Source organism: Cupriavidus gilardii, assembly GCF_013347325.1.
In the GTDB taxonomy this organism is placed as follows: Bacteria; Pseudomonadota; Gammaproteobacteria; order Burkholderiales; family Burkholderiaceae; genus Cupriavidus; species Cupriavidus gilardii.
On sequence record NZ_CP054624.1, the window covers coordinates 427,428 to 454,045 of the forward strand.

The window sequence follows — 26,618 nt, forward strand, 5'->3', positions numbered from 1 at the left end:
TATCGTCCAAGCCGGATTCGGACCGATATGGAAATCATCATGCGAAAAGCTTTCCTGAGTGCAATGAGTCTCGTCTTGCTGCTTGGAATGATGGCGGGATGCAGCAACACCGGCGCCCCGGGCGACCGGCAATCCGGCATCACGATGTACGGCACGGCCGACGCCGGCGTCAGTGTCACGCGGTAGGGCGCGGCTGCCTGTCCCGATCCATCTTCAACCGCACGACAGTTGGTCCAGCCATTCGCCGATAACGGCACGCGCGGCGAGCTCCAGCATCGCGCCATGCCGAGCGGCATCCGCGCGGATCGCCGCGATATCCAGCCGATGTGCCGCCAGCTCATGCGCATGGCCGATCAACCAACGCTCGATGTGCCGGTGGTCGGCCTCGAGATGAAATTGCAGGCCGAGAATGCGCGGCCCGCGCGAGAACGCCTGATTGGGAAATCCCTGTGTTTCGGCCAGGCGCGATGCGCCTTCCGGAATGGCGAATTGGTCGCCGTGCCAATGCAGTACCGGAATGGCAGCAATATGCCGCAGCGGCGAGGCTCGGCCGTCCTCGGTCAGCGTCAATTCGCCGTAGCCGATTTCCGCCTTGCCCGTCGGCGCCACCGTCGCGCCCAGCGCTTCGGCCATCAGTTGTGCGCCGAGACAGATGCCGAGAGTTGGCTTGTCCTGCCCGAGCCGCGCCGCGATGGCGGCCTTTTCCTCCGCGAGAAAGGGATAGCGATCCGTCTGGTACACACCGATCGGGCCGCCCAGCACCACCAACAGATCCGCCGCCGTCACCGTCGCACGGTCGATTGCGTCGACGCCGGCCTCCAGATAGCGGTCCGTATAGCCGCGTTCGATCAATAGCGGTTCAATGATGCCCAGATCTTCGAAGGCGACATGGCGGATTGCCAATGCGGTGCGATTCATGCGGTTCTGCTCCATTCCATCAATCAAACAATCGGTCGCGGTATTGGGTCCCGGTATTGGGTCGCGGTACTGGCCCGCATTTCGGTCGGCAGGACCGGCGGATGGAGGCTTCGCCCGTCCTGCCGCCATGACCAAAAACGGGCTTACGCCGCGGCCCGCAACTTCACCCCCGGAAAATCCACCGGCACGGCAAATGCCACATTGACGTAATTGGTGAACAGATTCAGCGCCACGTGTGCAACGATCTCGACGATTTCCTCGTCGTTGAAGCCGGCCTGTCGAACGGCCCGCACATTGGCGTCGTTGACCTGCCCACGCGCCTCGACGAGCTTCAACGCGAAGCGCAAGGCTGCCGCGGTTTTGGGATCGGTGGACTCGCCACCCTGCGCGGCCGACATTTCCTCGGCGCTGGCCCCCGCCTTGCGGCCCAGCGCGGTGTGGGCAGCGAGGCAATATTCGCAGGCATTGCGGTTGGCTATCGCCACGGCGATCTGCTCGCCGAGCCGGGCAGGGATGATGCCGCCGCCGAGCGCGCCGAAGCTGCCCCACATGCTTTGCAGCGCGGCAGGAGAATTGGCCACGGCCTTGAACATGTTCGGCGTGGCACCGAACGCGCCATGGATCTGCGCCAGCAGCGCCTGGCGGTCCGCGGTGGTGTGATTGGGATCGATCAACGGGACGCGGGACATGCGGTGACTCCTTGAAGTGGATGGCTGCCGTCCGAACGGAGCGGTCGAGTGGAATGGTAGGTAGAATGCCTGGACGCAAGGTGTGGAAGCGTCCATGAAACTTGTCCATTCATCCGAAATCGCCACCCAGCCGTCCGCCGACCCGCTGGATCGTCTGACCGCGCTGCTGGACCGGTTCCGTGTCCGCACCAGGCTGTTCCATACCGGCAAGCTGTGCGGGCGATCCACCTTCGAGCCGCTGCCGGGACGCGCCTTCCTGCATGTGCTGCGCCGAGGCGAGATGGAAGTGCGTCACCGCCCCGGCGAAACCGACGTGCCGCGCTTCCACCTTGCCGAGCCGACGCTGCTGCTCTATCCCCGCCCCGTGCATCACCAGTTCATCAATCCTCCCGAGGACGGCTCGGATTTCACCTGCGCGACGCTGGACTTCGACGGTGGGGAACGCAATCCGATCGTGCAATCGCTGCCCTCGCTGGTGCGGGTGCCGCTCGATGCGGTGGAAGGGCTCGGGCCCGCACTGGACCTGCTGTTTGCGGAGGCGGATCAGGTCCGCTGCGGCGCGCGCGTGCTGGCCGATCGCTTGTTCGAGGTTGTGCTGATCCAGCTGTTGCGCTGGATCATCGATCATCCCGCGGAGGTGGGCGTGACCAGCGGGCTGATCATGGGGCTGTCCGATCCGCGCCTGGCGAAGGCGCTCGTCGCGCTGCATCGTTCGCCGTATGAGGACTGGTCGCTGGCGCGGATGGCCTCGACCGCCGGCATGTCTCGCAGCGCGTTTGCCGCGGCGTTCAAGGAGGCGACCGGTACGACCCCGGCCGCTTATCTGACGGACTGGCGGCTCAGTCTCGGCGCGTCGATGATGCGCTCCGGGCGACCGGTGAACCTGATTGCCACGGAGCTCGGGTTTGCCAGCGCCTCGTCTTTCTCGAAGGCGTTCCGCCAGCGGATGGGCGTGTCGCCGCGCAAGTGGCTGGCGCAGTCCTGACTCAGCGAACCACGGCGGTGCGCCCCCGAATGGCCGCCAGCACCAGCACGGTCGCACACGCCTCGAGGAACGCGACGAAGTACAGGCCCGACGACAGCTGGCCGGTATTGGTCTTGAACCACCCGATCATGTACGGCGCCACGAAGCCCGCCAGGTTGCCGATCGAATTGATCAGCGCGATGCCGCCTGCGGCAGCGGTGCCGGCGAGGAAGGCGGAAGGCAGGGACCAGAACACCGGGAACGCGGCCAGGATGCCGATCGATGCGAGCGTCAAGGCGACCAGGGCCAGCATCGCACTGTGCAGCCACAGCCCCGTCAACGTCAGGCCGACCGCCGCGAGCAACGTCGCCATCGCGCAGTGCATCCGGCGTTCGCCGCTGCGGTCCGAGTGAATGCCGTTGAGAACCATGGCGATGGTGCCCGCGATAAATGGAATCGCCGATACCAGACCGATCTGCAGATTGCCCTGTACGCCCAGTTCCTTGATGATCGACGGCGACCAGAACGCAATGGTGGCGTTGCCGCTGACGACGCAGAAGTAGATCGCGGCGCAGATCCAGACGCGGGAATTGACGAACGCGGCCCGCAGCGTCGAATGCTTGGCGGGATCGCGATTCTCCGCCTCGATCGTCCGGGTCACCAGCTGCTTCTCGGTGTCGGACAGCCAACTGGCGTTCGCCGGCTTTTCCGGCAGGTACATCATCACGGCGATGCCGGCGAGCACCGAAGGAATGCCTTCGAGCACGAACAGCCATTGCCAGTTGGCGAGTCCATCGACCCCATCCATCGTCGTCATGATGAAGCCGGCCAGCGGGCCGCCGATCACGCCCGCGATGGCGAACGACGTCATGAACAGGCCATTGATGCGCGCGCGCCGTGCGGCGGGGAACCAGTACGTCAGGTACAGCACGACGCCGGGGAAGAAGCCGGCCTCGAACACGCCCAGCAGGAAGCGCAGCGCGTAGAACTGCATCGGCGTCGTGACGAAGATCATCGCCATCGACGCCAGCCCCCACAGGATCGTGATGCGCGCCAGCGTCTTGCGCGCGCCGATCTTCTCGAGCAACAGGTTGCTCGGCACCTCGAACAGGAAATAGCCGAGGAAGAAGATGCCGGCGCCGAAGCCGTACACCGCTTCGCTGAACTGCAGGTCCTGCAGCATCTGCAGCTTGGCGAAGCCGACGTTGACGCGGTCGATCCACGCGAGGATGAACAGGAAGACCAGGAAGGGAATCAGGCGGATGGCGATCTTGCGATACGCCACTTCGCATTGCCGCGCGACCTCGATGGGCTGCGCGTTCTCCAGGGCGCCAGCGGCGCCGCTCATCGCGGAAGACATGGGTGTTGCTCCTAGGGTGTGGTGGGCGGGGCCGCGCTGCATTGGCGCAGCCCTCGGAGGGTCGCTGTGCTGGGGGAACGCCAGCTGTGGCGGCGCGATCTTCTCTGTGCCGTACGGCTCGGCCCGATGACGGGTAGCGTTAGCGCAGCAGCGGCTCGATGGAACCGGCAACCTGCAGCACGCGCGCGTCCCTGCCATGCAGCCCGCAAACGCTCAGGCCAATACCCGGCGCGACCGGCAATGACACCGCGCAGCCGTCCAGGAAATTGATCACGCTGGGATTGCGCAGCACCAGCGCATTGGTCGCGAAGAAGTCCTCGTCCCGCTCGAGTGCATCGAGCCTCGGCGCCGGCACTGCGACCGTTGGCATCAGCCAGGCATCGGCATCGCGCAGCCGCTCGGCCGCGTGTTGCTGCATCGCGCGGCGCTCGGCCAGCAGCGTGATGTAGTCCGCGGCGCTCTGTTGCGCGCCGCGCCGGATGCGCTGTGCCACCCGCTGGTCGTAGCGTTCGCCATCGCGCGTCAGCCAGTCGCGATGCAGGGCCCAGGCCTCGGCCGCGGTCAGGCCACCTCCGGCGTTGATCTCCGGCAGGCGCCGCAACTCCGGAAAGTCGAACGGTACGATGCGCGCGCCTTGCGCCGACAGCCGCGACAGCATGTCTTCGAATGCCTGGGCGACCGTGGCATCGAGGCCATCGCAGACGAAATCGCGCGTTACGTAGAGTCGCAGCCCTGCCAGCGACGCCGGACGCGTGTCCAGCGTCTCACCGCTCAGCACGGCATCCACCGCAGCACAACAGGCCACCGACCGCGCCAGCGGACCCGCCGAATCGAGCGACGTCGACAATGGGACGGCGCCATCCAGCGACACGCGGCGCGCGGTCGGCTTGAAGCCGGTCAGGCCGCAGAAGGCCGACGGAATGCGGATCGACCCTCCGGTATCGGTGCCGAGCGCGGCCACCGCCATGCCTTCGGCCACGCTGACTGCGCCACCGGAGGTCGAGCCCCCGGCGATCCGCTCGGCATCGAACGGGGAGCGCGGCGTGCCGTAGTGCGGGTTCAGGCCAAGTCCCGAGAACGCGAACTCGCTCATGTTCGTGCGCCCGATCAGCACCGCACCGGCCGCCCGCAGGCGCGCCACGGCCGGCGAATCGGCGGCCGCCGGCGCATTGCCGTCGAGCACGCGCGAGCCGGCGCGGGTCACCTGCCCGCGCACGTCGAACAGGTCCTTGATCGACACCGGCAGCCCGGCGAGCGGGGAGGCCACCAGACCGGCGGCGCGGGCCTGGTCGGCGGCGCGGGCAGCGGCCAGCGCACCGGCTTCGTCCACCTCGACAAACGCCGCGCCGCCGGCGCTACGATGGCTGCCGATGCGCGCCAGCGCCTGCTCGGTCAACGCGACACTGGTGGTCTGTCCAGCGGCCAATTGGGCGGCCAGTGCAGCAATGGTCGGCTCGCTCATTCCGCCACCGCCAGCGTTTGCACGCGATAAGCGTGGCGCAGCGTGCGGTTGCGCACCGGGTCATGCAGCTCGACCTCGAAGGCCTCGCCGTGGCCCAGCTCGCCGATCACGGCCTGGGTGCCGCAGAACATCGCCGTGCCGGGCGGCAACGACGACTCGCCGGTCAGCCGCTGGATCAGCTCGCGCGGATCGAGCAGGCGCGTGACCTTGCCCTCCTGGTACAGCGCGCGCTCGCCGTCGCGCACACGCCAGCAGCGCATCTCGAGGCTGTCCCAGTGGTCGGCCACATCGTCGAAGCGCCAGACCTGCGTGCCGACCGGTTTGTCGCACATCTGCTTGGACACCGTCACGTCGTAGGCTTCAACCTTGCGGTCGGTGTGGTCCGAGCCGACGCCGACGTACAGTCCGTCGTTCGACTGCAGCAGCACGACTTCGATTTCGCCGGAGGAGTCGTCGCGCGGCACTTCGATGACCTCCGCCGTGGTCAGCAGCGACGCAGCCAGCGGATAGAAGGTCGGCACGCTGGCGGGCGGCTTCACGCCGATGGCCTGCAGCTCTTCGATATGGTGCTGGACGGCGGCCAGATCGCGGCCCGTCCATCCGGCAATGATCAAACGTTGAATGTCGAGGGCGAGTTCGCCCCCGCCGGCGACTTGGAAATGCAGTGTCGGCATTGCGTACTACCTTGATTGGGGAAAAGAGGGTGCTTAGAGCGTCCGGATGATGTTCTTCCGGAATTCGTCGATATGCGTGCGGACCGCTTCGCGCACCGCGGGCACATCCCTGCGCTCCAGCGCGTCGACGATCTCCAGGTGTTCCTGGTAGACGTTCTCGAGATGCTGCGGGTCGGACAACGACAGGAACCAGAAGCGCGCCTGCTTTTCATGCAGTCCGCGCAGCAATTCGGCCAGTACCCGGTTGCGCGAGGCGGCCGACATCGCGGTGTGGAACTTGAGGTCCAACGAGGCCAGCGCGGGGATGTCGCGACCGGCGATCAGCGGTGGCGAGCGGTCGACGATGTCGCGCATCGCCTTGAAATCGCTGTCGTGGCCGCGCTCGCAGGCCAGCGTGGCGCACAGCACCTCATTGGTGGCGCGCACCTCGATCATGTCCAGCACTTCGTTCAGCGACAGCGGCGTCACCAGCACGCCCTTGCGCGGCATGATCGACACCAGCCCTTCGACTTCCAGCCGATGCAGCGCCTGATGGACCGGGGTGCGCCCCAGGCCGAGCATGGTCGCGACCTGCGCTTCGTTCAAAGGCTCGCCGGGCCGGAATTCGCACGAAATGATGCGCCGCTTGATTTCCGTATAGGCCATTTCACGCATGGCCGCCCCCGTCTGGGAGGCGGTCTGCTTGCCGTTTTCGTCGTCGGTTCCTACCAGTCGGATGGATGTCGCCACGGTCCGCTCTCGTTCTCGTCTGAAGTTGGAGTGATACTAGTGTGATATTTCACTGAGAACAAGGGTCGGATTTATCAGGGTTTACACGGAGTCGTCCTCGGGCCGGTGGTTCACACCGTAGGGCGTGGTGCAGGCCAAGGTCGATGAAGACCTTTCCACCCTCGAGCAAGCGGTCGTTCTGCAGGGTCATCGAATCTCGCCATAGCGGCACGGAAATCCCCGCACTTCCTGGTTGCCTTACCATTCGGTCATTGCAAAGCGGACTCTTTCCGCTTCCAAACGATCGCAGACACACCATGGCATTGACAATCACTCCCGGAACGACGACCCGCACGCTGATTCGCGGCGAGGCAGGCGACATCGAGTTGCTGATCGACGCGCCGAAGGAAGCGATGCAGGGCATCGCCGTCGTTGGTCATCCTCATCCGATGCAGGGCGGTACGGCCGACCACAAGGTGCCGCACCAATTGGCCCGCGAGCTGACGGCGCACGGCTTTCTGGCGGTGAGGCCCAATTTTCGCGGCGTTGGCGGGACGCAGGGTGAGCACGATGCCGGTGTTGGAGAGACCAACGACATGCTGGCGGTGGTCGACCACTTGCGCGAGCAATATCCGGATCTGCCTCTGGCACTGGCTGGATTCTCGTTCGGGGCCTTCGTTGCCGCGCTGGCATCGGTGCAACTCGCCGAGCGCGGCATCACGATCGATCATCTGATATTGACCGGCATGCCCTCCGGCCCCGTTGCGAATCACCGCAGCTACGATACGCCGGCGGTGCAGGCCAATGCGCTGGTGATGCATGGGGAGAACGACGAGCGCGTCGCGCTGTCGGCCATCTTCGATTGGGCCCGCCCGCAGCAGTTGCCGGTCGTCGTGGTGCCCGGCGCGGACCACTTCTTCTCCGGCAAGCTGCCCGTACTCAGGCGCCAGGTCGCCAGCTATCTCGAACGTCCGGCCTCATCGGCCGAGGCGTGAATCCACTGTCGGGAAAAGGCTAGCCCGGCAAGGCGCCGCCGATCAGCCTGACTCCCTTCCACTGCCCGCTCTCGACCATCTGCGACACGATGGCCTGCAGCGCGGCCTCGACGCTGCGGCACGCCAGGCTCAGGCTGGCCGACGACGACAGGCACAGGCTGACGCGCCGCTCCAGCGTTGCGTCGGAGATGGACATCGCGGCGAGCTGGTCCTCTTCGTCGCCGGCCAGCGCCGACCACGGCAGGATGGTCCACCCCAGCCCTTCGCGCACCGCGGACAGCAGCACCGATACGGCGCTGGTTTCCGCGACGAGGCGGCACTGCAGTCCGGCGCTGACCAGCGCGCGATCGCACAGCACGCGGACCGAATTGGGAAAGCTCGGCAGCAGCAGCGGAAGCGCCGCGGCCTGCGCCAGCGTGATGGCGTGCGGATGCCCGGCAATCGGCCGGCCGACCAGCATCAACTGCTCGTCGAGCAGCGGGGTCGATTGCATGTTGGGGCGCTGCTGCACGTCCATCGCGACGGCGAGATCCAGCTTCTGCAGCGCCAACGATTCCGCCAGATCGGCGCTGGAGCCTTCGACGATTTCCAGCGTGATATCGGGGAAGTGCTCGGTCACATGCCGCAGCAGCGGCAACGCGAGCACACGCGAGGTGCTGGTCGGCAAGCCGACAGTGACGTGTCCACATGGCACGTCGCGGCCGTGCTGCACCGCGGCTTTCGCCTCTTCCATCTGCCGCAGCACCATCTTGGCGTGGCGGTACAGGATATGGCCGGTGTCGGTGGGCCTTGTGCCCGAGGGGCCGCGCACCAGCAGTCTGGCGTCGAGTTCGGCTTCGAGGTTGGCGACGTGCTGGCTCAGCGAGGGCTGGGCGATATGGAGGGCATCGGCCGCGGCGGTGATGCTCTCCAGTTCGACGATGCGCGCGAAATAGCGCAGCTGCTTCAAGTCCATATTCGGCGAGGCGGTAGCGTGGTGGCCCACGCCAATCGGTCGCGAATGCGGCCGAATCGATGGCGGGGCACGCCGGCAATGTAGCATCCGCCGGCGTCCCGCTGCCTGTTCCGACAGTGGGGACCTACCGCAGGACTAGCCGCGAATCGGCAGGTCGAGATACGACGCCAGTTCGCCGCCCAGCCGGATGGACAGCCGCGGGGGACGGCCGTACGGCACCTGCGGAAAATGCCCGCGGTCCGCGCCGGCAATCGACAGGCGCAGCCGGCTGCCGGCAGCAAGGGTCCAGGCGACGGGCAGCATCGCGAAGTGCAGGCGCTCGGTCTGCCCCGGTACCAGACGCGCCGCGTCGGCCTTTGCGAACGTGCGGTAGGGCCAGGTCGTGCGGTATTCCGGCGGGCACGGCGCGGTCTTGCGATGCAGCGCGCGCAGCATGCCTTCGGTGATGTAGCGCACTTCGCCGGACGCCTCGACCTCGGACAGGAACACATGCAGCGCGGCATCGGGCTGCGAGCTTGCGAGGCCGATGTTCAGTACGACATGGCCGGCGATCGACAGCGGCGCCGTCAGTACCGCGCCATCGAAGGACAGCAGATCCCGCTGCCGTTCGCTCCAGTCGGGGTAGTAGTCCTCGATATTGGCCGCGCCAAGCCGCTCATAGCGGGTTTGACGGCCGGTTGACCAATTGAAGCTGGCCATCGTGTCCCGGTCCGATTCCGTGGCGGGACACGCGGGCGACAGGCTTTCGGCATCGGCGGTCAAGTAAAGCCGCTGCGCGCGCTCGGCCGGCGGCCATGTCGGCGCTGCATGCCATTGCTCGTCGTGCACGCTGTAGTAGTGGACGCGTGCTTCCTGCTCGAGCCCGGTGGGCAATTGCATCAGGTGATGATCGAAGAAGCGCAATACCTCGGCCAGCATCGGGAAGTCCGACGCGGCGTGGCTGCGCCACGGCGAGATGTTGGTGCGCGCACCGTGGTCCCACGGGCCCAACAGCAGCCGGCTGTCGTGATTGGGCAGTGACAGGAAGCGCGTGATCGCGCCATTCGCATAGCCGCCGCCGTCGTACCAGCCCGAGACCGAATACACCGCGACATCCTGCGCAATGCCCTCGAGATAGCGGTAAGGACTGCAGCTGCCCGAATCGAGCGCCGGATCGTGCTGCGTGGCGCCATCGCGGAAGGCGAACTCCGGCGCCAGATCGGCCAGCGCGAAGTTGTTGCGATGCTGCTCGATGGCCGCCTGCACCAGGCTGCCGTCGGTGTCCGCGTCGACGCGTTCGGGGCCATCGAAGCGTGGATCGTTGAAGTAGGGATAGCGGGCCAGCAGCGCGCGGTCGTCCTGGTCGAGCGCGACCATCAGTTCGTCATAGGCCTGCACCCAGACCTTGGACAGCAAGCCGCCTGGGTACAGCTGCTCGCTGTAGATATCGGAGACCGCGAACAGCGGCGCGATCGCCTTGACCGCGGGATGGCCTGTGCTTGCCAGGAAGCAGGCGGCCGCGCCGAGGTACGAGATGCCGGTCGAACCGATGCGGCCGTTGGACCAGGGCTGCGCCACGATCCAGTCCGCGATCTCGAAATAGTCGTCGCGCTCTGTCGGCGAGCGCAGCGCATCGCGCGTGCCGAAGCTTGCACCGGTGCCGCGGACGTCGACCACCACCACCGCGTAGCCTTTGGGCACGAAGGCATCGCGGTACTTGGCGGTGTTGGGGCTCGGCTCGGCGCCGGGCTCGCGCAGCCGGAAACGGCGGAAATACGGCGTGAAGATAACGATGGTGGGATAGCGGGCCGGCGAATCTTCGGCCTCCAGCGGCTGCGGCACGAAGACATCGACGGCAAGCCGGCATCCGTCGCGCATCGTCACATGGCAGGACAGCGGGCTATCCGGGATGGCATAGCGCGAAGGGCGCGTTTCGAGATAAGCGCTGGCCGGCGTTTTCCAGGCATTGCCGCGGAGATCGATATCGGACATGAATCTTGCGTTGAAGTCAGTGGTTTGCGGCAATGGTAAGCAGCGGCCCCCGGGCCTCGGAAAGACGAAATGTCGATGGGGACATAGGGCTGGGCTATGGCATGCTGCGCCGCGGCACGCCTGCTCGTCCGGCCGCCGGGTCGGGATGCCCCATGACAGGGCCGAACGCTTGCCGAAAAACACACGACGTGCACCGTGGCGATTCGCCGTGCCCCCGGGCAGGGCAGCTGGCAATCCGCCATAGGCTGGCCCTATGCCGGCATCGAGATTCCGTATTGGTTCGTACCCACGCGAATTCTTACCATCGCTCTACGAGCCGGATCGAGGCGCGCCGTCGTGGACGCCGCCATCGAAGCCATTTCAATTCGCATGACTGGGGAGAACTGCAGATGTACCGTTCCTTGATGGGCGCCGCGATGGCGGCCCTGATGTCGCTGTCTGGTGCCGCCGTGGCGCAGGACGCCTATCCCAACCGTCCGGTCCGGCTGATCGTGCCGCAGTCGGCAGGCTCGGGCGGCGATGTGGTGGCGCGGATGCTGGGCGACAAGCTTGGCCAGGAGCTGGGCCAGTCCGTGGTGGTCGACAATCGCGCCGGCGCCAACGGCATCATCGGTACGTCGTTCGTGGCCAAGCAGCCGGCGGACGGCTATACGCTGCTGCTGACCGGTGTGTCGCAGGTCAGCTTCAATCAGCATCTGTACAAGTCGCTGCCCTACGATCCGCAGAAGGACTTCACCTTCATTGCGCCGGTGGTCGATACGCCGTTCGTGCTGGTGACCAGCAAGGCCAGCGGAATCACGTCGATCGCACAGTTCATCGAGAAGGCGAAGAGCAAGCCCGGTGGACTGACGTTCGGCAGCGCCGGGGTCGGCAATTCCACGCATCTGGCGATGGAGATGCTGGCCGACAAGGCCGGCATCAAGCTGACGCATGCCGCCTACAAGGGCTCGGGTCCGGCGCTGACCGGCGTGATCGCCGGCGAAGTCGATGCGATGGTCAGCGTGGTCGGTTCGGCGCTGCCGCAGATCACCGGTGGCAACGTGGTGCCGGTGGCGATCGTCGGGCAGAAGCGTGCGAAGGAGTTGCCCAATGTGCCGACCGTCAAGGAAGCGGGCCTGGACGTGCCGGTGATGCCGGGATGGTATGCGTTGCTCGGGCCGGCCAATATGGACGCCAAGGTCGTGGCTCGCCTGAACGCTTCGGTGCAGGCCTTCCTGTCCGATCCGCAGGTCAAGAGCAAGCTCGCCTCGCTCTATCTGGAGCCGCTGGCCGGTTCGGCCGATGCGATCAAGCAGCGCGCCGTCACGGATGCCAAGGTCTGGGGCGAGTTCATCAAGCGGCGCGGTATTCAGAACTCGTGATCGAAAGCCTGTGGCGTTGAGCCAGCAGGCTCGACGCAGCCTGTCGCCCTCGCGAGCGCGGGGACGACAGGAGCTTCTGCGATACCGCTAACTCTGCAGCTCCGGCACGTTGCTGGCTTCGTCGTGCACGGTCAGCCGATCGTCGATGTCCTGCACCCCGGCCACCCCGCGTACCGCGGCCAGCAGTGCCTCGTGCTCGGACGACAGGATGTGCCCGCTCAACCATACGCGTCCGCCGACTACCGCGACGTCGATGGCGCCGGGATGGCCGACCAGACGGCCCATTTCCGCGCGAACCCGCTCGGCAATGGTGTCGTCATCGGCCGCGTGTTTCCCCAGGCCGGTCGCGCTGCGTACCTTCGCCGCGATGCCCTGCATCCGGTCGGTGATCCGTTTGGCCTGCTTCTCCGCCAGATCCTGCATGTCGTGGCGGCTTGCTTCGGCCTTGTCGCGCAGCTCCGCGCGGCGCCGGCGACCCGACTGCGGATCGAACAGGTACATGATCGCCGCGCCAACCGCCGCCGCGACGGCAAACGGCAGCAGACCCGGCCTGTTGCCGTGCATGTCGCGCTGCGTGCCTTCCCGCCGCTCCTCGTGCATTCCGTCGTTCATTTGCGCCTCCTTGGGAACAATGGCTTCACGCCCCGCCCGGCGGCGGGGACGCGCTTAAAGCGCGGAGCATCAGCTGTGCCAGTCCCAGCGCGCGCGAGGAGGGCCGGGCAGGCCGCGTCCATCGCATGGCGAGCGGGATCGACAGGTCCGCGCAAATGCGAACTTACAGCGGCGTGTAATTCGGAAAGGCCAGCGAAACGGTAAACGACGTCGCCAATGCACGTGGCGCAATGGCGTCATGCAGCCGGCGTGATGCCAAGCGTTACGGCAACGGGTGAAGGGAACGGAAACGGCTGATTGGAAAACCGGGATGCGGAACGCGATCGCGGTGGGCAAGGTCGCCGCCGGCGCCGGATGGCTATGCCTCCGGCGCCGTCGTCGATTTGCGTTGGTAGGCTCGATTGGACTCGAACCAACGACCCCCACCATGTCAAGGTGGTGCTCTAACCAGCTGAGCTACGAGCCTGTGGAAGGCGCGGATTATAGAGAAGCTTTTGCGTACGCACAAGCCCGTCTGGAAAAAAATGGCGGCGCGGCGTTTTCCGCTGTGGGACGCCGCCCGATTGCTCGCACAGCGCGGCTCTCCTAAAAAGGGAGCATCGGCAAGCCAATTCGCCCATCGCCATGCTGAAAATCGCCACGTTCAATATCAATGGCATTCGCGCCCGCCTGCCGGCATTGCTGGAATGGCTGCAGCGCGAGGCGCCGGACGTCGTCTGCCTGCAGGAATTGAAGACCGCCGATGCCGGTTTTCCGGTCGATGCCATTCATGCCGCCGGATATGGCGCAATCTGGCACGGCGAGAAATCGTGGAACGGCGTCGCGATCCTGTCGCGCGGGACCGATCCGATCGAAAGCCGGCGTGGGCTGCCCGGCGACGACAGCGACAAGCAGAGCCGCTACATCGAGGCGGCGGTGCATGGCGTGCTGGTCGGCTGTCTGTATCTGCCCAACGGCAACCCGCAGCCGGGACCGAAATTCGAGTACAAGCTGGCCTGGTTCGAACGGCTGCTGAGGTATGCGGCCACGCTCTACGACAGCGGCCATCCGGTCGTGCTGGCCGGCGACTACAACGTGGTGCCGACCGACGAGGACATCTATAACCCGCGCTCCTGGCTCAAGGACGCCTTGCTGCAGCCCGAAAGCCGCGCCTGCTATCGGCGCCTGATCGAGCAGGGATGGGTCGATGCCTTGCGCGCCAAATATCCGGACGAACGGATCTACACGTTCTGGGACTATTTTCGGCAGCACTGGCAGACCAATTCGGGTCTGCGCATCGACCATCTGCTGTTGAATGCGACGCTGGCGCCGGCGCTGCGCGCGGCAGGCGTCGATCGCTGGGTCCGCGGCGCGCCCCAGGCGAGCGATCATGCGCCGGCCTGGATCGCGCTGGACGTTGGCGGCGCCGCGGGCCGGCGCAGGGTATCGGCGAAGACGGCGACGAAATCGCCGGGCGGCGCACCGGCTGCGAAGAAGGTGACCGCTGCAAAGAAGGTGAGCGCTGCGAAGAAGGTGAGCGCTGCGAAGAAGGTGACCACTGCGAAGAGGACGGCCGCCGTGCAGAAGACCATCGCGGCGAAGAAAACCACTGCTGCAAAGAGGCCTGTCGCCAGGAAGGTCACCGGCGCGAGGCAAAGCGCGACTAAGCGACAATGACGCCCGTCGCGGCCACGGGGCCGTGTCCATGTCATTTGTCGATTCACCTTCCGCTCGCTTTCCCCATGCTTCTGAAAGTCGGCACGCTCGCCAAGCAAACCGGCCTGACCGTCCGCGCCCTGCATCACTACGATCGCATCGGGCTGCTCAAGCCGTCGGGCCGCTCCGCGGCGGGCTATCGTCTCTACAACCGCGACGACGTGGCCCGCTTGCACGCAATCCAGGTGTTGCGGCAGTCAGGCCTGTCGCTGGCCGCGATCGGCGCGCTGCTGGCCGGCGACGGCCCGCCGCGGCATCGCATCGTCACGCAGCAGATCGAAGCCCTCGATCGCGAGATCGCGCGGGCGACAGAACTGCGCGGACGTCTGGTCCTGCTGCAGACCGTGCTGGCCGCGGGCGGCGAGCCCGAGCTCGAACACTGGCTGGCGGCCCTGCGCGAGATGCGTGCCTATCGGGAGTATTTCAGCGACGCCGAACTCGCAACGATCTTTCGCGAGTGGGTCGCCACCGAGGCGGAATGGCAGCCGTTGCTCGCCGAGATCCGCGGGGCGATGGCAAGGCAGTGGCCCGCGGACGCGATCGGCACGCAAGCGCTGGCCGCTCGCTGGATGCATCTGGCCATGCGATGGATGCAGGGCGATATGGAGCGGGCCGTCCGTTGGGGCGAAATGATCAAGCAGGCCACGCAACAGGGCTTTGGCGGCATCGACGCCGCGATGGTCGCTTATATGGAGTCGGCCGTCGCACTGCGGATGGCGGCGTGGCTACGGCATCTGTCGCCGGACGAACTGGCGCGGCTCGACAAGCGCCTGGAACCCGAATGGCAGGCCCTGGCGCAGCGGGCCCGCGCGCTGATCGCGGCCGGCACCGATCCTTCGGCGGCCGCGAGCCGCACGTTGCTGCACGATTGGGACGCGCTGGTCGATCGCATGGTTGGACACGAGGCGGGGCTACGCGAAAAGCTGCTGAAGGCCTATCGCGACGAGCCGCTGCTGCAGATCGGGCATATGGTCGATGCCGAGGTGCGGGAGTTTGTCGAGGCGGTGCGCGCGCACGCCGGCGAGGCGGGGCGGCGGCGCTGACGGGCGGCGCTGAAAATTGGCGCTGACAATCGGCGCTGAGAAGCAGTTCAAGCCATGACATGACGGCACCCGCCACGTGTGCGGGGGTTGACCCTGACGTGCACGTCAGGGTCTATGCTGCCCGGCTTTCGCAGCAGGAGCCGATCATGTCCCAAACCGAAACGACCGCGCTGGCTCAGGGCCGGCCCAGCACGACCGCCCTGATGATGGCCATCGCGCGCGCCGTTCACCAGTTGCTCGACGAGCCGATCGTGCTGCCCGATCCGGTCGCCTTGCCGATCCTCGGCCCCGAACTCGAACGTGCCGTCCGCGACGATCCCTATCGCTATAACGATCCAATGGCGCGCCCGATGCGGGCGGCCGTGGTGGCGCGCGCGATGGTGGCCGATGCCGAACTGGCCGAGGCATCGCGTGCCGGTGTGCGCCAATGCGTGGTGCTCGGCGCGGGCCTCGACACGCTGGCGTGGCGCGTGCCCGCCACGGACGACGGCATGCGGGTCTTCGAGGTAGACCATCCCGCGACGCAGGCGTGGAAGCAGGACTTGATGCGGCAAGCTGCACTCAGCCTGCCGGACTGGGCGAAGTCCGTGTCCGCCGACCTTCAGCATGCTTCGCTGCAAGGCGTGCTGGAAGAGGCCGGCTTTCGCGGTGACCGACCCGCCTGCTTCGTGTGGCTGGGCGTGACGCCGTATCTGACCGACTCCGCCATCGAAGCCACGCTGCGCTATGTCGCCAGCCTGCCGCCGGGCACCCGCATCGTGTTCGACTATCGGGTCGATGCCGGCGTGCTGCCGCCGTTTGAACGCGTGATGGCCGCGCACATGGCCGAGCAGGTGGCCGCGCTGGGCGAGCCCTGGCTGTCGGCATTCGTGCCGGAGCAACTGGTGCAGCGGCTGACTGCGATGGGCTTTGGCAGTGTGACGGATCTGGACGCACCGGCGCTGAATGCGCGCTACTTCCCGCGCCGCAAGGACGGCCTGCAGACCGCGGGCGGCGGCCTGCGCGTGCTGTGCGCCCGCGTCGGCGAAGGGCGGTAGCGCAGCGTCCTCGCGCCGGGACGCGCCGCCTTCAGCCGCGTGCGACCAGCGTGCGGCGCGCGTAGTACTCGAACGTCAGCTGCGAGCGGCGCGGCGTCAGGATCCAGTCGTGCGCCTCCGCGGCGAGCGCCTCGGGCAGCGGCTTGATCGTGCCGGCCGCCATCGCGGCCAGCTGCATGCGGGCCGCGCGCTCGAACAGCAGCGCCATCACGCAGGCCTCCTCGACCGAGGTCGCGGCGACCAGCAGGCCATGGTGGGCCAGCAGGATGGCGCGCTTGTCGCCCAGGGCCGCCGAAATGATCTCGCCCTCCTCGTTGCCGACCGGCACCCCGGGCCATTTCTCGAGGAAAGCGCAGTCGCCGTACAGCACGCAGGTGTCCATGTGCGAGACCATCAGCGGCACTTCCAGCATCGACAGCGTCGCCGCGTGGAACGGATGCGTGTGGATGATGCAGTTGACGTCGGGCCGGGCGCGATAGATCCATGAGTGGAAGCGGTTGGCCGGATTCGGCATGCCGCCGCCTTCCAGCACCCGCAGGTCTTCGTCGACCAGCAACAGATTCTCCGCGGTGATTTCGTCGAAGCCGAGCCCCAGCCGTTGCGTGTAGTAGCGGCCGGGTTCGTCGGCGCGCGCCGTGATCTGGCCGGCGAGGCCGGAGTCGTGGCCGCCGTCGAACAGGATGCGGCAGGTCAGCGCCACCTTTTCGCGCAGCGATCGTTCCGGCACGGTCAGCCGGGTTTGCATCTCGCCCTGTGCGCGGGCGATCAGCTCGTCTTTCTTCAGGTCGAAGGTGTCAGCCATATTGCAGGTTCCGTTGGATGTTGAAGGACGGCCGTGGGTCCGTTCTACTCGGCCTTGATCTTTGCCGCATCGACCACCGCCGCCCACTTCTTCTTTTCGGCGGCCATCATTGCAGCGTATTCCTGTTGCGTGCCGGCCAGCGCTTCGCTGCCTTGCGCTGCTAGGCGGCCGCGCAGGCCTGGACGGGCCAGCGTGGTACGCAGCGTCGAGGACAGTTTCTCGACCACGTCCGCGGGCGTGCCGGCCGGGACGTACAGCGCATTCCACGAGCTCGTCTCGAAAGACGGCAAGCCGGCTTCCTGACTCGTGGGCACGGTGGGCGCCGCGGTGGACCGCGTACCGTTGGCGATGGCCAGCGCGCGCAGCTTGCCCGCCTTGACCTGCGGCATGACGACGGGCACGGCATCGATCACCGCGGCCACGTGGCCGCCAATGGCCGCATTGACCGCTTCGGCGCCGCTTTTGTACGGCACGTGGTTGATCTTCGTGCCGCTCAACAGCTTGAGCAGCTCCATGCTCATGTGCGGCGCACTGGCGCTGCCCGCCGAGCCATAGTCAAGCCGGTCGGGATGGTTGCGCGCATAGGCCAGGAATTCCTTGAGGTCGCGCGCCGGTACGCCGGTCGCCACCGCCAGCATGAACGGCGACTTCGACACCATGCCGAGCGGCGTGAATTGGCTGTCCGGAGAGTAGGGAAGCTTGCCGGCCGGATAGATCAGCGGATTGACGATCTGCGTGCCCACCGTGCCCATGAACACGGTATAGCCGTCGGGCGCCGCCTTGGCGGCGGCCTGCGCGGCCAGCAGGCCGCCGGCTCCCGGCCGATTCTCGATCAGAACGGTCTGGCCCAGTGCACCGGACCATTCCTGCCCGACCAGACGGGCGATATTGTCGGTGATTCCGCCGGCGCCGAACGGCACCACCAGCCGGATCGGCTTGGCGGGGAAGGGTTCTGCGGCTGCGGCATTCACGGTCATCAGGCAGCAGCTGGCGACCGCCACCATCCATCGGGGCGCTTTCATCGGTAACTCTCCGTTGTGTGTCATGTGATTGCCGGCATGACACAATGTGTCCTATTGAGTGTGCTGTGTCAAGTAGGACATGCTGTACCCGCAGCGCCGATATAATGCCGCGGTCGCTTCGCTACCGTCCCTCTCAATGGTCAATCTGGCGCATCGCCTCCGCACGCTCCGCCGCCAACGCGGCTTTTCGCTGGAAACGCTGGCCGAGCAGACCGGCCTGACGCGCAGTTATCTGTCCAAGCTGGAGCGGGGCCTCAGTTCGCCATCGATCGCCACGATCCTGAAGATCGCCGATGCCTATGGCATGGGTACCGGTCAATTGCTCGGCGACGCACGCGACAGCGCGCACGAGGTGGTCTGCGTGTCGCGCGTCGGCGAGCGGGAGCCGCTGTCGCCATCGGCGCGCGAGGGCACCTATCGCTACGAGGCCATTGCCGCGCAGCGCAAGGTCAAGGCGATGGAGCCCTTCATCATGTATCCGCCGCGCGAGTTTCCCGACGAAGCGCGCTCGGCGCACAGCGGCGAGGAATTCCTGTTCGTGCTGAAAGGTCAGGTCGAGGTGATGCTGGGGGAGCAGACCATCGCGCTGTCGGTCGGCGATTCGCTGTACTTCGATGCCGATCTGCCGCATCGCATCCGCACGGTGGGACGCGCGCAGGCCGAGGTGCTGGTCACCACGGCGAAATAAGACTGGGGCCGCCAATGACAAAGCCGCCGGAGTGCATCGCACCCGGCGGCTTTGTCACGATGCAGACGGAGACGGCTGGCGCCGGGTTCCGCCGAACCGGCTTCAGGCCGTCTTGGCCTGCTGATAGGCCGCGTACAGGCGCTTGAATACCGGTCCGGGCGTACCGCTGCCGATCGTCTTGCCATCGATCGTCACGACCGGAAGGATCTCCTTGCTGGCCGACGACAGCAGGACCTCGTCGGCGGCAAATACCTCGTCGCGTGTGACCGGGCGGGACACCAGCGGAATCTCGAAGCGCGCGCACAGTTCTTCGATCAGGCCATAGCGGATCCCTTCGAGGATCAGATTGTCCTTTGGCGGTGCCGAGACGGTGCCATCCTTGACGACCCAGACGTTGGACGCCGAGGCCTCGGTCAGCATGCCGTCGCGGAACTGGATGGCTTCGGTGACGCCATGCTCGGCGGCATTCTGAGCGGCGAGCACATTGCCCAGCAGCGACGTCGACTTGATCTGGCAGTGCAGCCAGCGCTTGTCTTCCATCGTGACGCAGGCAACCCCCCGCTCGGTCGCGGCGGCCGGCGGCAGCGACATCGGGTTGGCCATGATGAAGACGGTCGGCGTGACCTCCTTCGGGAACGCATGCATGCGCTTGGCGACGCCGCGCGTGACCTGGATATAGATCATCTGGTCCGGCATCGGATTGGCCTGCATCACGCGCGCGATCAGTGCCGACCATTGGGTCTCGTCATGCGGATTTGGAATACCGATCGCGTCAAGGCTGCGCGACAGTCGCGCCAGATGCTGCGCCGCGCGGAACGGCTTGCCGGCATAGACCGGGATCACCTCGTAGACGCCATCGCCAAAGATAAAGCCGCGGTCGAGCACGGGAATGCGCGCTTCGGACAGTGGCGTCAATTCGCCGTTCAGATAGACGATGGCGTCGGAGCTGGAATTCATGGCTTGTATGGAATCAATGTGAGAGGAACAGCGATCAGGCATTGTTCCACAGCGGCTCGAACGGGGTCATGCCGAATGCGCATAACGTCGAAGCCGTGGCCTCGCCCTTGGCCGCCCCCGAAAGCAAGCTGCGCCTTGCTTGTAGGACGAATCCTTGCCGTAATCAGCCAAGCGCGGACGGCGCCGCCAGGTCCACTACGGAATACTCCGGGGAAAACGACTGACAGCGTGGCGCCGTGCTCACCTACGTGTTGCTGACCCTCGCCGCGATCGGCCTGATCGCGATCGTGATCTACCTGTCCAGATGACTGGCGGGTGGGCGACCGGCGTCATTCGTCTGCGCGCGGGCCAGGGCCCGGCGCGCCCGCGCCCTCGTTCAGCTGGCGCCGTCGGTACGCAGCGGCGCGGCCGCGACAGGCAGGCCCGGGGGCTCCAGGCCGCCGCCGCTGTCGTTGGCGGCGGTGTGCTCGGACGCAGGTGCGGGTTCAGGCGTGGGCGCAGGTGCAGGCGTTTCGTCGAGCCGATTGCCATGTGCGTCGAGATCGGGCCGGCGCGCAAAGAGCAGCGCGAACTCGCTCAGCGCTTGCCAGGTGCTCTGGTGCGCAATGATGTCCGAATGATTGCTGCCGGGGATGGTCTCCACCGCCACCGGTCCCGGCCACGCCGCCATCAGCCGCTCGGAGCATTCATGCGGAACCACATCGTCGACTTCGGCGAGCAGCACCTTGGTCCGCTGCACCACCTTCTTGCAGTGCGAAATCGAATCGAAGTGATGACGCATCAGCTGGCGCAGCGGCACCAGCGGAAAACGCTTGCGCACGAGCTCGAGCAGCGAATCGTAGGGCGTGATCAATTGCAGGCTCTCGAAGTCCTGAAGATCCGCCAATTGAATGGCGACGCCCGTGCCCAGGCTGCGCCCCACCACGTGCACGCGCGTGCCCGGCAACACGCGCCGAAGGTGCAGCAGGAACTGGCTGGCATCGGCCACCGCGGCCGCGTCCGACGGACTGCCGTCGGAATGACCCAGGCCGCGATAGTCGAACGTGGCGAAGCCGACTTCGGCCGGCAGCCAATGTAGAAATTGCATGGTCTCGAGCACGTCTTCGCCGCGACCTGGCAAATAGAACAACAGGTCGGTGACGGCACAGTGTGCATCGCCGCGATACACGTAGCCGCGCAGCATTCCGCCCGGAATGGTGTGCGAATAGGCGGTGATGCCTTCCGGCAGCTCGCGCGGCGGGCGGCGGCGCGCGTCGAACAGCAGGCGGCCCTGATTGATGCCGAGGTAGGTCCAGTAGCTCAGAAAGCCGGCCGCCGTCAGCACGGCGGCGGCACCGATGGTCTTGTAGGGCAGGTGCGCCAGGGCCTGCCGAAACAAGTTGCGATTCGCATTGCGGATTGGGTGGCGTTTCTGTTCTTCCATGAGGCGCACCTTATACGAATTCGACCCTGCGCGGCAAATCGGCGCCAGATGCCGGGCGGATAGCGGCAATTGCCGGCAGTACCTGAATAGAGCGGGCCCGCGCGTTGCAGCATCGCATCGGCATCGGCGCCGTGTCCTCGCGATAGGCAGATCGATTTCCTATGCTGCCTGTGTCCCCTCACCTGTCCCTGTCCTGACATGGAGAACAACATGGATCGTCGCCAGTTCTTGAAATGGGGAAGCTTCATCACCGTCTCGGTGGCCACCACGGGGTTGGCCGGCTGCGGCGGTGGCGATGACAATCCCGATCCGCCCGAACCGGACCTATTCGACTTCCGCCACGGTGTCGCGTCCGGCGATCCCCGCCCCGACAGCGTCGTGCTGTGGACGCGCGTCGAAGGCAACAACGGCAGGCGTCACGTCAATGTGCGCCTGCAGGTGTCGACACAGGAGGACTTCTCCACGCTGGTCGTCAACGACCATCTGCGCGCGCTGCCCGAGTGGGACTACACGCTGCGCACCAAGGTCACCGGCCTGAATGCCGCTACCACCTACTACTACCGCTTCCGCGTGGGCAGCCGCTTCAGCCCGGTGGGCCGGACCCGCACCGCCCCCGCGGCCGGCACGCCGCTGTCGCAGCTGAAGTTCGCCTTCGTCAGCTGCCAGGACTGGAGCATCAACCACTGGGCCGGCATGGAGGAGCTCGCCCAGCAGGACCTCGATTTCATTGTGCATACCGGCGACTACATCTACGAGGCGGTGGCCGACGGCGCACCGGTCAACCTGGTCGAAAGCCGCCATACGCCGCTGTCGCTGCCCGATGGCACGACGCTGCCAAGCGGCTTCCGCTACGCGACCACGCTGGAGGACTACCGCTATCTGTACAAGGCCTATCGCAGCGACGCGCGGCTGCAGGCGCTGCATGCGCGCTTCCCGATGATCGCGATCTGGGACGACCACGAGTTCTCCGACGACTGCTGGCAGGACCGCCAGAGCTATGACGCCGACGACGACCAGACGCCGCAGACGGCGCGGCGGCGCGCCGCCAATCAGGCCTGGTTCGAGTTCCTGCCGGCCGATGTCACGCTGGATCTGAACAACCCCTCGTTCCAGAACATCCAGATCTATCGCTCCTTCACCTTCGGCAATCTGGCGACACTGCTGATGACCGACGAGCGCTTGTATCGCGCCGATCATCTGATCTCGGAGGCCAATGCCGGCGGCGATGTCGGCAGCCGCTTCTTCATCCGGCGCGACACGCTGAAGGCGGCCGAGGACGCGAAGATCGCCGCGGCGGGCGGTGCGCTGACGCCGGTATCGATGCTGGGCGATGCACAGCGCGCGTGGTGGCAGGACCGTATCGGCGGCGCGGCGACGACGTGGAAGCTGTGGGGCAATCAGGTTTCCCTGCTGCGCATGCAGGCCGATCTGACCGAAGCCATCGCGGAGCTGATGGTGCTGCGGCTGATCGCGAGCAATACGGCGCTGACACCGCTGCGCGACCAGATGGAAACGGCGCTGACGGCGGACTTGCGCGCGGCGGTATCGTCGGGGACCTATCCGAACAACGTCGCCTACGCCAACCTGCGGCAACTGCTGTCGACGCAGGCCGGCATCGACGCCGCCAATTTCGACGCCAATATCAAGCCGACGCTCGACAGCCGCCTGCCGCCGGCCTCTCTGCTGGCCACCTACGTGCTGAACGCCGACCAGTGGGATGGCTACGACGCCGAGCGCCGCAACCTGATGGCCTTCCTGAAGACGAACAACGTGCGCAATGTGGTGGCGTTGACCGGGGACATCCACGCGTTCTTTGCCGGCGTGGTGATGGACGACTACGATGCGGCGACACCGACGCCGGTCATGGTCGACCTGGTCGGCGCGGGGCTGTCCAGCAATACGCTGATGAGCACGTACAAGAGCGTGGTCGACAACGATCCGCGCCTCGCCGAGATCAAGGCGTTGATCTACGAGGAGGTCAGCGGCGCCGTGGTCAACACGCTGAATCGCACGCTGCAGCATTTCAATCCGTGGATGCGCTATGTGGAGACCAACGTCACCGGCTATGCGATCGTCACGCTGACGCCGGACCGGCTCAATTGCGCTTTCCATATCCTGAAGGGGCTGGTCGACGGCAATGCGCCGCCGCAGCCGGCGACGGCAAGCGTCACGACGGTGGAGGTGCCGGCTGGCTCGGCCGTGGTCAACGTGGTGTAGCTCGCCGCGCGACGGCGCATCGGCCCCCTCTCCCGCTCGCGGGAGAGGGGGCCGGGGAGAGGGCGGCAATACCGCTGGACAATACGGCTGCGCATGTCCCGCGCCGCCCCCTTTGGTACGATGACCTCGTTGCCCGAGCCAACACGGAGTCCCCATGCGTCGCAGCGTTGCAGGCTGGGTTCTGCCCGCCGTCATAGTGGCCGCCTTGTGCGGCCCCAGCCTGGCGCCTGCCGCGCGCTTGTCGGCCGAGCCGGTCCACGTGCCAGCCGCCGCGCCGACCTCGCCCGTACCGGTCGCCACCGCTGAAGGCATCACCGAATACCGACTGCCGAACGGGCTGCGCGTGCTGCTGGCTCCCGATGCGGCGCAGCCGACCACCACCGTCAATATCACCTACCTGGTCGGCAGCCGGCACGAGAACTACGGCGAAAGCGGCATGGCGCATCTGCTCGAGCACCTGCTGTTCAAGGGTACCCCCAGCCTTCCCGATGGCGCGACCGGCAGGCAGATGGCCAGTCGGGGAATGCAGTTCAACGGCACCACCGCGTACGATCGCACCAACTACTTCGCCACCTTCGCGGCCAGCGAGGAAAATTTGGACTGGCTGCTGCGGATGGAAGCGGATCGGATGGTCAACAGCACGATCTCGCGCAGCGCGCTCGACAGCGAGATGACGGTGGTGCGCAACGAGCTGGAACGCGGCGAGAACAGTCCGACCGGCGTGCTGCTGCGGCAGCTCGCCGCCAGCGCCTATCACTGGCACAACTACGGCAAGGCGCCGATCGGCGCGCGCAGCGATATCGAGCACGTCGGCATCGACGCGCTGCAGGCCTTCTATCGCCGCTACTACCAGCCCGACAATGCGGTGCTGGTGATCACGGGGCAATTCGATCCGCAGCGCACGCTGGCCAGCGTGAGCCGCTATTTCGGCGCGATTCCCCGGCCCGCACGCGTGCTGACGGAGCAGTACACCGTCGAGCCGCCGCAGGAAGGGCCGCGCGAGATCCTGCTGCAGCGGCCCGGCGATATCCAGGTCGTGGCCGCGCAGTATCACATCGGCCCGGGCGCGCATCCGGATACTGCCGCGATGACGCTGCTGGTCGATATCCTGACTGCCATTCCAGGAGGACGCCTGTACCACGGGCTTGTCGAGCAGAGGAAGGCGGCGTCGCAGGCGGGCTTTGTGCGGGCGTTGAAGCAGCCGGGCAGCGTGGTGTTCCTGGCACAGGTCGGCAAGGCGCAGCCGCTGGAGCCGGCGCGTACCGGACTGCTCGAACTGGTCGAAGGCATCGCCGCGCGGCCCATCACGCAGGAGGAGCTCGACCGCGCACAGCGGCGTGCGCGCAACGGCTACGAAAGGATGCTCAACGATCCGGCCAGTTACGGCGTGGCGCTGTCGGAGGCCATTGCCAAGGGTGATTGGCGGCTGATGCTGATTGCCCGCGATCAGATCGAGCGGGTGACGGTCGACGACGTCAACCGCGTGGCGCGCCACTATCTGCAGCGGGCCAACCGTACGCTGGGCCAGTTCATTCCCGTCGATGTCCCCGGCTACGTCGCGATTCCACCGGCGCCCGATCTCACCGAGCTGACGCGCGACTATCGCGGCAAGCCGGGCGCGGCCTCGGTGGCGCCGTTTGCCCCCACGCCGGCCAATATCGAGGCGCATACGGTGCGTGCCACGCTGCCGAACGGCCTGGCCATGGCGATGTTGCCCAAGCCCGCCCGGGGTCAGCGTGTGCAGGGCCAACTGGTGCTGCGCATGGGCGATGTCAACAGCCTGCGCGGGCTGGACGCGGTCGGCACGCTGACTGCCGGCATGCTGATGCGCGGCGCGGGCGGGCGAGATCGGCAGCAACTGATCGATGCATTCGAGGCGTTGAGCGCCACGGTCGGCGTCTCCGGCGATGCCGAACGGGTGACCGTCAGCTTTCAGGCGCCGCGCGAGCATCTGCCGCAGGTGTTGACGCTGCTGCGCGATGTATTGCGCGAACCGAGCCTGCCCCCGGCCGAATTCGAGGTGCTGCGCACCACCGCAATCGCCGGCATCCAGAGCCAGGTACGGCAGCCCGAAGCGCTGGCGCCTGTCGTACTGGGCCGGCACGGCAATCCCTATCCGCGGGGCGATCCGCGCTATGTGTCCACGCTGGAGGAGTCGATCGCCGACCTGCGTGCGGTCCAGCTCGAGCAGGTACGGGATTTCCATCGGCTCTTCTACGGCGCCAGCCATGCGCAGTTCGCGCTGGTCGGCGATTTCGATGCCGCGGCCGTGCGTCGGCAGGTGGAGACGCTGTTCGGCGACTGGAACGCGCCGATGCCGTTCGTCCGCGTCGAGCGCGATTTCGTGCCGCTGCATCCGGCAAGCCTGGCCGTGCCGACGCCGCACAAGGCCAATGCCAGCTTCATCGCGGCGCTGCCGATCGGCATGACGATGGACCATCCCGACTATGCGGCGCTGGCGATCGCCAATCGGATCTTCGGCGGCAGCTCGATGAAGAGCCGGCTCGCCGATCGCCTGCGCCAGCAGGAAGGCATCAGCTATGGCGCTACCAGCTATCTGCGGATCGGCGCGCTCGATACCGCCGGGCGCTTCGGCGTCCAGGCGTCTTTCGCCCCGCAGAACCTGCCGCGGCTCAAGGCCGGCGTGCAGCGCGAGTTGCGGCGATTCCTGCGCGAAGGCGTGACCGAGGACGAACTGGCCGAGGCCAAGAGCGGGCTGCGGCAGCAGGGGCTGGTCACCCGCAGCCGCGACGAGGCGCTGGCCTCGATGCTGGCCTATCAGCTGTTCGTCGGCCAGACCATGGCGTTTACGGCGGAACTGGAGCGCCGTATCGAGCAGGCCACCGTCGAGCAGGTCAATGCCGCGATCCGGCGCTATCTGGACCCCGATCGCTTCGTCGAGGTCTATGCCGGCGCCTGGCCCGACGCCGGCGGCGCGGCCGATCCGGGCAAGGTGGCAGCGTCGCCGGAGAGTGGGCTATAGCTTTACCTAATGACGGTGGTTTAAACGATAAATTGTACAAATCGAGGGGGCATCGCCAGAATGGGGCCTTCGCTGCGACACA

The 26,618-nt window shown here is 66.5% G+C and carries 22 protein-coding genes, 1 tRNA gene and 1 pseudogene; 10 read left to right on the forward strand and 14 right to left on the reverse strand.

Features of this window, described 5'->3' with window-relative positions; genetic code table 11:
• Positions 1-27: 27 nt before the first annotated feature.
• Positions 28-186 (forward strand): hypothetical protein, encoded by a 159-nt coding sequence (locus FOB47_RS01985; protein ID WP_174779609.1) that lies wholly within the window; start codon positions 28-30, stop codon positions 184-186.
• A 27-nt stretch (positions 187-213) separates the two neighbouring features.
• Here the strand turns inward: FOB47_RS01985 and FOB47_RS01990 are convergent, their stop codons facing one another.
• Positions 214-918 (reverse strand): glutamine amidotransferase, encoded by a 705-nt coding sequence (locus FOB47_RS01990; protein ID WP_174779788.1) that lies wholly within the window; start codon positions 916-918, stop codon positions 214-216.
• A gap of 143 nt (positions 919-1,061) precedes the next feature.
• A complete protein-coding gene (locus FOB47_RS01995; protein ID WP_174780817.1) occupies positions 1,062-1,607 on the reverse strand; it encodes a carboxymuconolactone decarboxylase family protein in 546 nt (181 codons plus the stop codon).
• 145 nt (positions 1,608-1,752) lie between these two features.
• Here FOB47_RS01995 and FOB47_RS02000 point away from each other — a divergent pair, with 145 nt between their 5' ends.
• Entirely contained in the window at positions 1,753-2,592 is an 840-nt protein-coding gene (locus tag FOB47_RS02000) for an AraC family transcriptional regulator (protein ID WP_174780818.1), read from the forward strand.
• Position 2,593: 1 nt separating this feature from the next.
• Here the strand turns inward: FOB47_RS02000 and FOB47_RS02005 are convergent, their stop codons facing one another.
• From FOB47_RS02005 to FOB47_RS02020, 4 genes are all read right to left on the reverse strand, one after another.
• Entirely contained in the window at positions 2,594-3,931 is a 1,338-nt protein-coding gene (locus FOB47_RS02005) for an MFS transporter (RefSeq protein WP_174779789.1), read from the reverse strand.
• 139 nt (positions 3,932-4,070) lie between these two features.
• A complete protein-coding gene (locus FOB47_RS02010; protein WP_174779790.1) occupies positions 4,071-5,393 on the reverse strand; it encodes an amidase in 1,323 nt (440 codons plus the stop codon).
• Complete coding sequence (locus tag FOB47_RS02015; RefSeq protein ID WP_174779791.1) at positions 5,390-6,067, reverse strand: DUF2848 domain-containing protein; 678 nt, start codon at positions 6,065-6,067, stop codon at positions 5,390-5,392. Before FOB47_RS02015 ends, FOB47_RS02010 begins: the two co-directional genes overlap by 4 nt.
• Before the next feature lie 33 nt (positions 6,068-6,100).
• Positions 6,101-6,796 (reverse strand): GntR family transcriptional regulator, encoded by a 696-nt coding sequence (locus tag FOB47_RS02020; protein WP_144425991.1) that lies wholly within the window; start codon positions 6,794-6,796, stop codon positions 6,101-6,103.
• A 296-nt stretch (positions 6,797-7,092) separates the two neighbouring features.
• Between FOB47_RS02020 and FOB47_RS02025 the strand changes: the two genes are divergently transcribed.
• Positions 7,093-7,770, forward strand: coding sequence for an alpha/beta hydrolase (locus tag FOB47_RS02025; RefSeq protein ID WP_174780819.1), 678 nt, complete (start codon positions 7,093-7,095; stop codon positions 7,768-7,770).
• Positions 7,771-7,789: 19 nt separating this feature from the next.
• On the opposite strand, the gene FOB47_RS02030 is transcribed toward FOB47_RS02025, so the two are convergent.
• Both FOB47_RS02030 and FOB47_RS02035 read right to left on the reverse strand, forming a co-directional pair.
• On the reverse strand, positions 7,790-8,725 hold the full coding sequence (locus tag FOB47_RS02030) for a LysR substrate-binding domain-containing protein (RefSeq protein WP_174779792.1): 936 nt from the start codon (positions 8,723-8,725) through the stop codon (positions 7,790-7,792).
• Between the two features lie 135 nt (positions 8,726-8,860).
• Positions 8,861-10,696 (reverse strand): CocE/NonD family hydrolase, encoded by a 1,836-nt coding sequence (locus FOB47_RS02035; protein WP_174779793.1) that lies wholly within the window; start codon positions 10,694-10,696, stop codon positions 8,861-8,863.
• 389 nt (positions 10,697-11,085) lie between these two features.
• Here FOB47_RS02035 and FOB47_RS02040 point away from each other — a divergent pair, with 389 nt between their 5' ends.
• Complete coding sequence (locus tag FOB47_RS02040; RefSeq protein WP_174779794.1) at positions 11,086-12,057, forward strand: Bug family tripartite tricarboxylate transporter substrate binding protein; 972 nt, start codon at positions 11,086-11,088, stop codon at positions 12,055-12,057.
• 87 nt (positions 12,058-12,144) lie between these two features.
• Here FOB47_RS02040 and FOB47_RS02045 read toward each other — a convergent pair whose 3' ends face one another.
• Positions 12,145-12,669: a YtxH domain-containing protein gene (locus FOB47_RS02045; RefSeq protein ID WP_174779795.1), complete on the reverse strand. Its 525-nt coding sequence runs from the start codon at positions 12,667-12,669 to the stop codon at positions 12,145-12,147.
• Between the two features lie 389 nt (positions 12,670-13,058).
• Positions 13,059-13,135, reverse strand: a tRNA-Val gene (locus tag FOB47_RS02050).
• Positions 13,136-13,287: 152 nt separating this feature from the next.
• Here FOB47_RS02050 and xth point away from each other — a divergent pair.
• From xth to FOB47_RS02065, 3 genes and pseudogenes are all read left to right on the forward strand, one after another.
• Positions 13,288-14,097, forward strand: a pseudogene (gene xth / locus FOB47_RS02055) (exodeoxyribonuclease III); the annotation flags it as partial.
• Between the two features lie 293 nt (positions 14,098-14,390).
• A complete protein-coding gene (locus FOB47_RS02060) occupies positions 14,391-15,407 on the forward strand; it encodes a MerR family transcriptional regulator (protein WP_174779797.1) in 1,017 nt (338 codons plus the stop codon).
• A gap of 146 nt (positions 15,408-15,553) precedes the next feature.
• Positions 15,554-16,444 (forward strand): class I SAM-dependent methyltransferase, encoded by an 891-nt coding sequence (locus tag FOB47_RS02065; protein ID WP_174779798.1) that lies wholly within the window; start codon positions 15,554-15,556, stop codon positions 16,442-16,444.
• A 31-nt stretch (positions 16,445-16,475) separates the two neighbouring features.
• On the opposite strand, the gene FOB47_RS02070 is transcribed toward FOB47_RS02065, so the two are convergent.
• Both FOB47_RS02070 and FOB47_RS02075 read right to left on the reverse strand, forming a co-directional pair.
• Entirely contained in the window at positions 16,476-17,246 is a 771-nt protein-coding gene (locus tag FOB47_RS02070) for an aldolase (protein ID WP_174779799.1), read from the reverse strand.
• A 44-nt stretch (positions 17,247-17,290) separates the two neighbouring features.
• Positions 17,291-18,268: a Bug family tripartite tricarboxylate transporter substrate binding protein gene (locus FOB47_RS02075; protein WP_053824368.1), complete on the reverse strand. Its 978-nt coding sequence runs from the start codon at positions 18,266-18,268 to the stop codon at positions 17,291-17,293.
• 136 nt (positions 18,269-18,404) lie between these two features.
• Between FOB47_RS02075 and FOB47_RS02080 the strand changes: the two genes are divergently transcribed.
• Positions 18,405-18,956: a helix-turn-helix domain-containing protein gene (locus FOB47_RS02080; RefSeq protein ID WP_174779800.1), complete on the forward strand. Its 552-nt coding sequence runs from the start codon at positions 18,405-18,407 to the stop codon at positions 18,954-18,956.
• 102 nt (positions 18,957-19,058) lie between these two features.
• Here FOB47_RS02080 and FOB47_RS02085 read toward each other — a convergent pair whose 3' ends face one another.
• A complete protein-coding gene (locus FOB47_RS02085; protein ID WP_053824366.1) occupies positions 19,059-19,913 on the reverse strand; it encodes a D-amino acid aminotransferase in 855 nt (284 codons plus the stop codon).
• A 376-nt stretch (positions 19,914-20,289) separates the two neighbouring features.
• Positions 20,290-21,336, reverse strand: a complete 1,047-nt coding sequence (locus tag FOB47_RS02090; protein ID WP_174780820.1) for an alpha/beta hydrolase — start codon at positions 21,334-21,336, stop codon at positions 20,290-20,292.
• 210 nt (positions 21,337-21,546) lie between these two features.
• Here FOB47_RS02090 and FOB47_RS02095 point away from each other — a divergent pair, with 210 nt between their 5' ends.
• The gene (locus FOB47_RS02095) at positions 21,547-23,553 is read left to right on the forward strand and encodes an alkaline phosphatase D family protein (RefSeq protein ID WP_174779801.1); all 2,007 of its coding nucleotides are present in this window, start codon (positions 21,547-21,549) and stop codon (positions 23,551-23,553) included.
• 154 nt (positions 23,554-23,707) lie between these two features.
• Positions 23,708-26,536, forward strand: a complete 2,829-nt coding sequence (locus FOB47_RS02100) for a M16 family metallopeptidase (RefSeq protein ID WP_244959254.1) — start codon at positions 23,708-23,710, stop codon at positions 26,534-26,536.
• Positions 26,537-26,618: the final 82 nt, after the last annotated feature.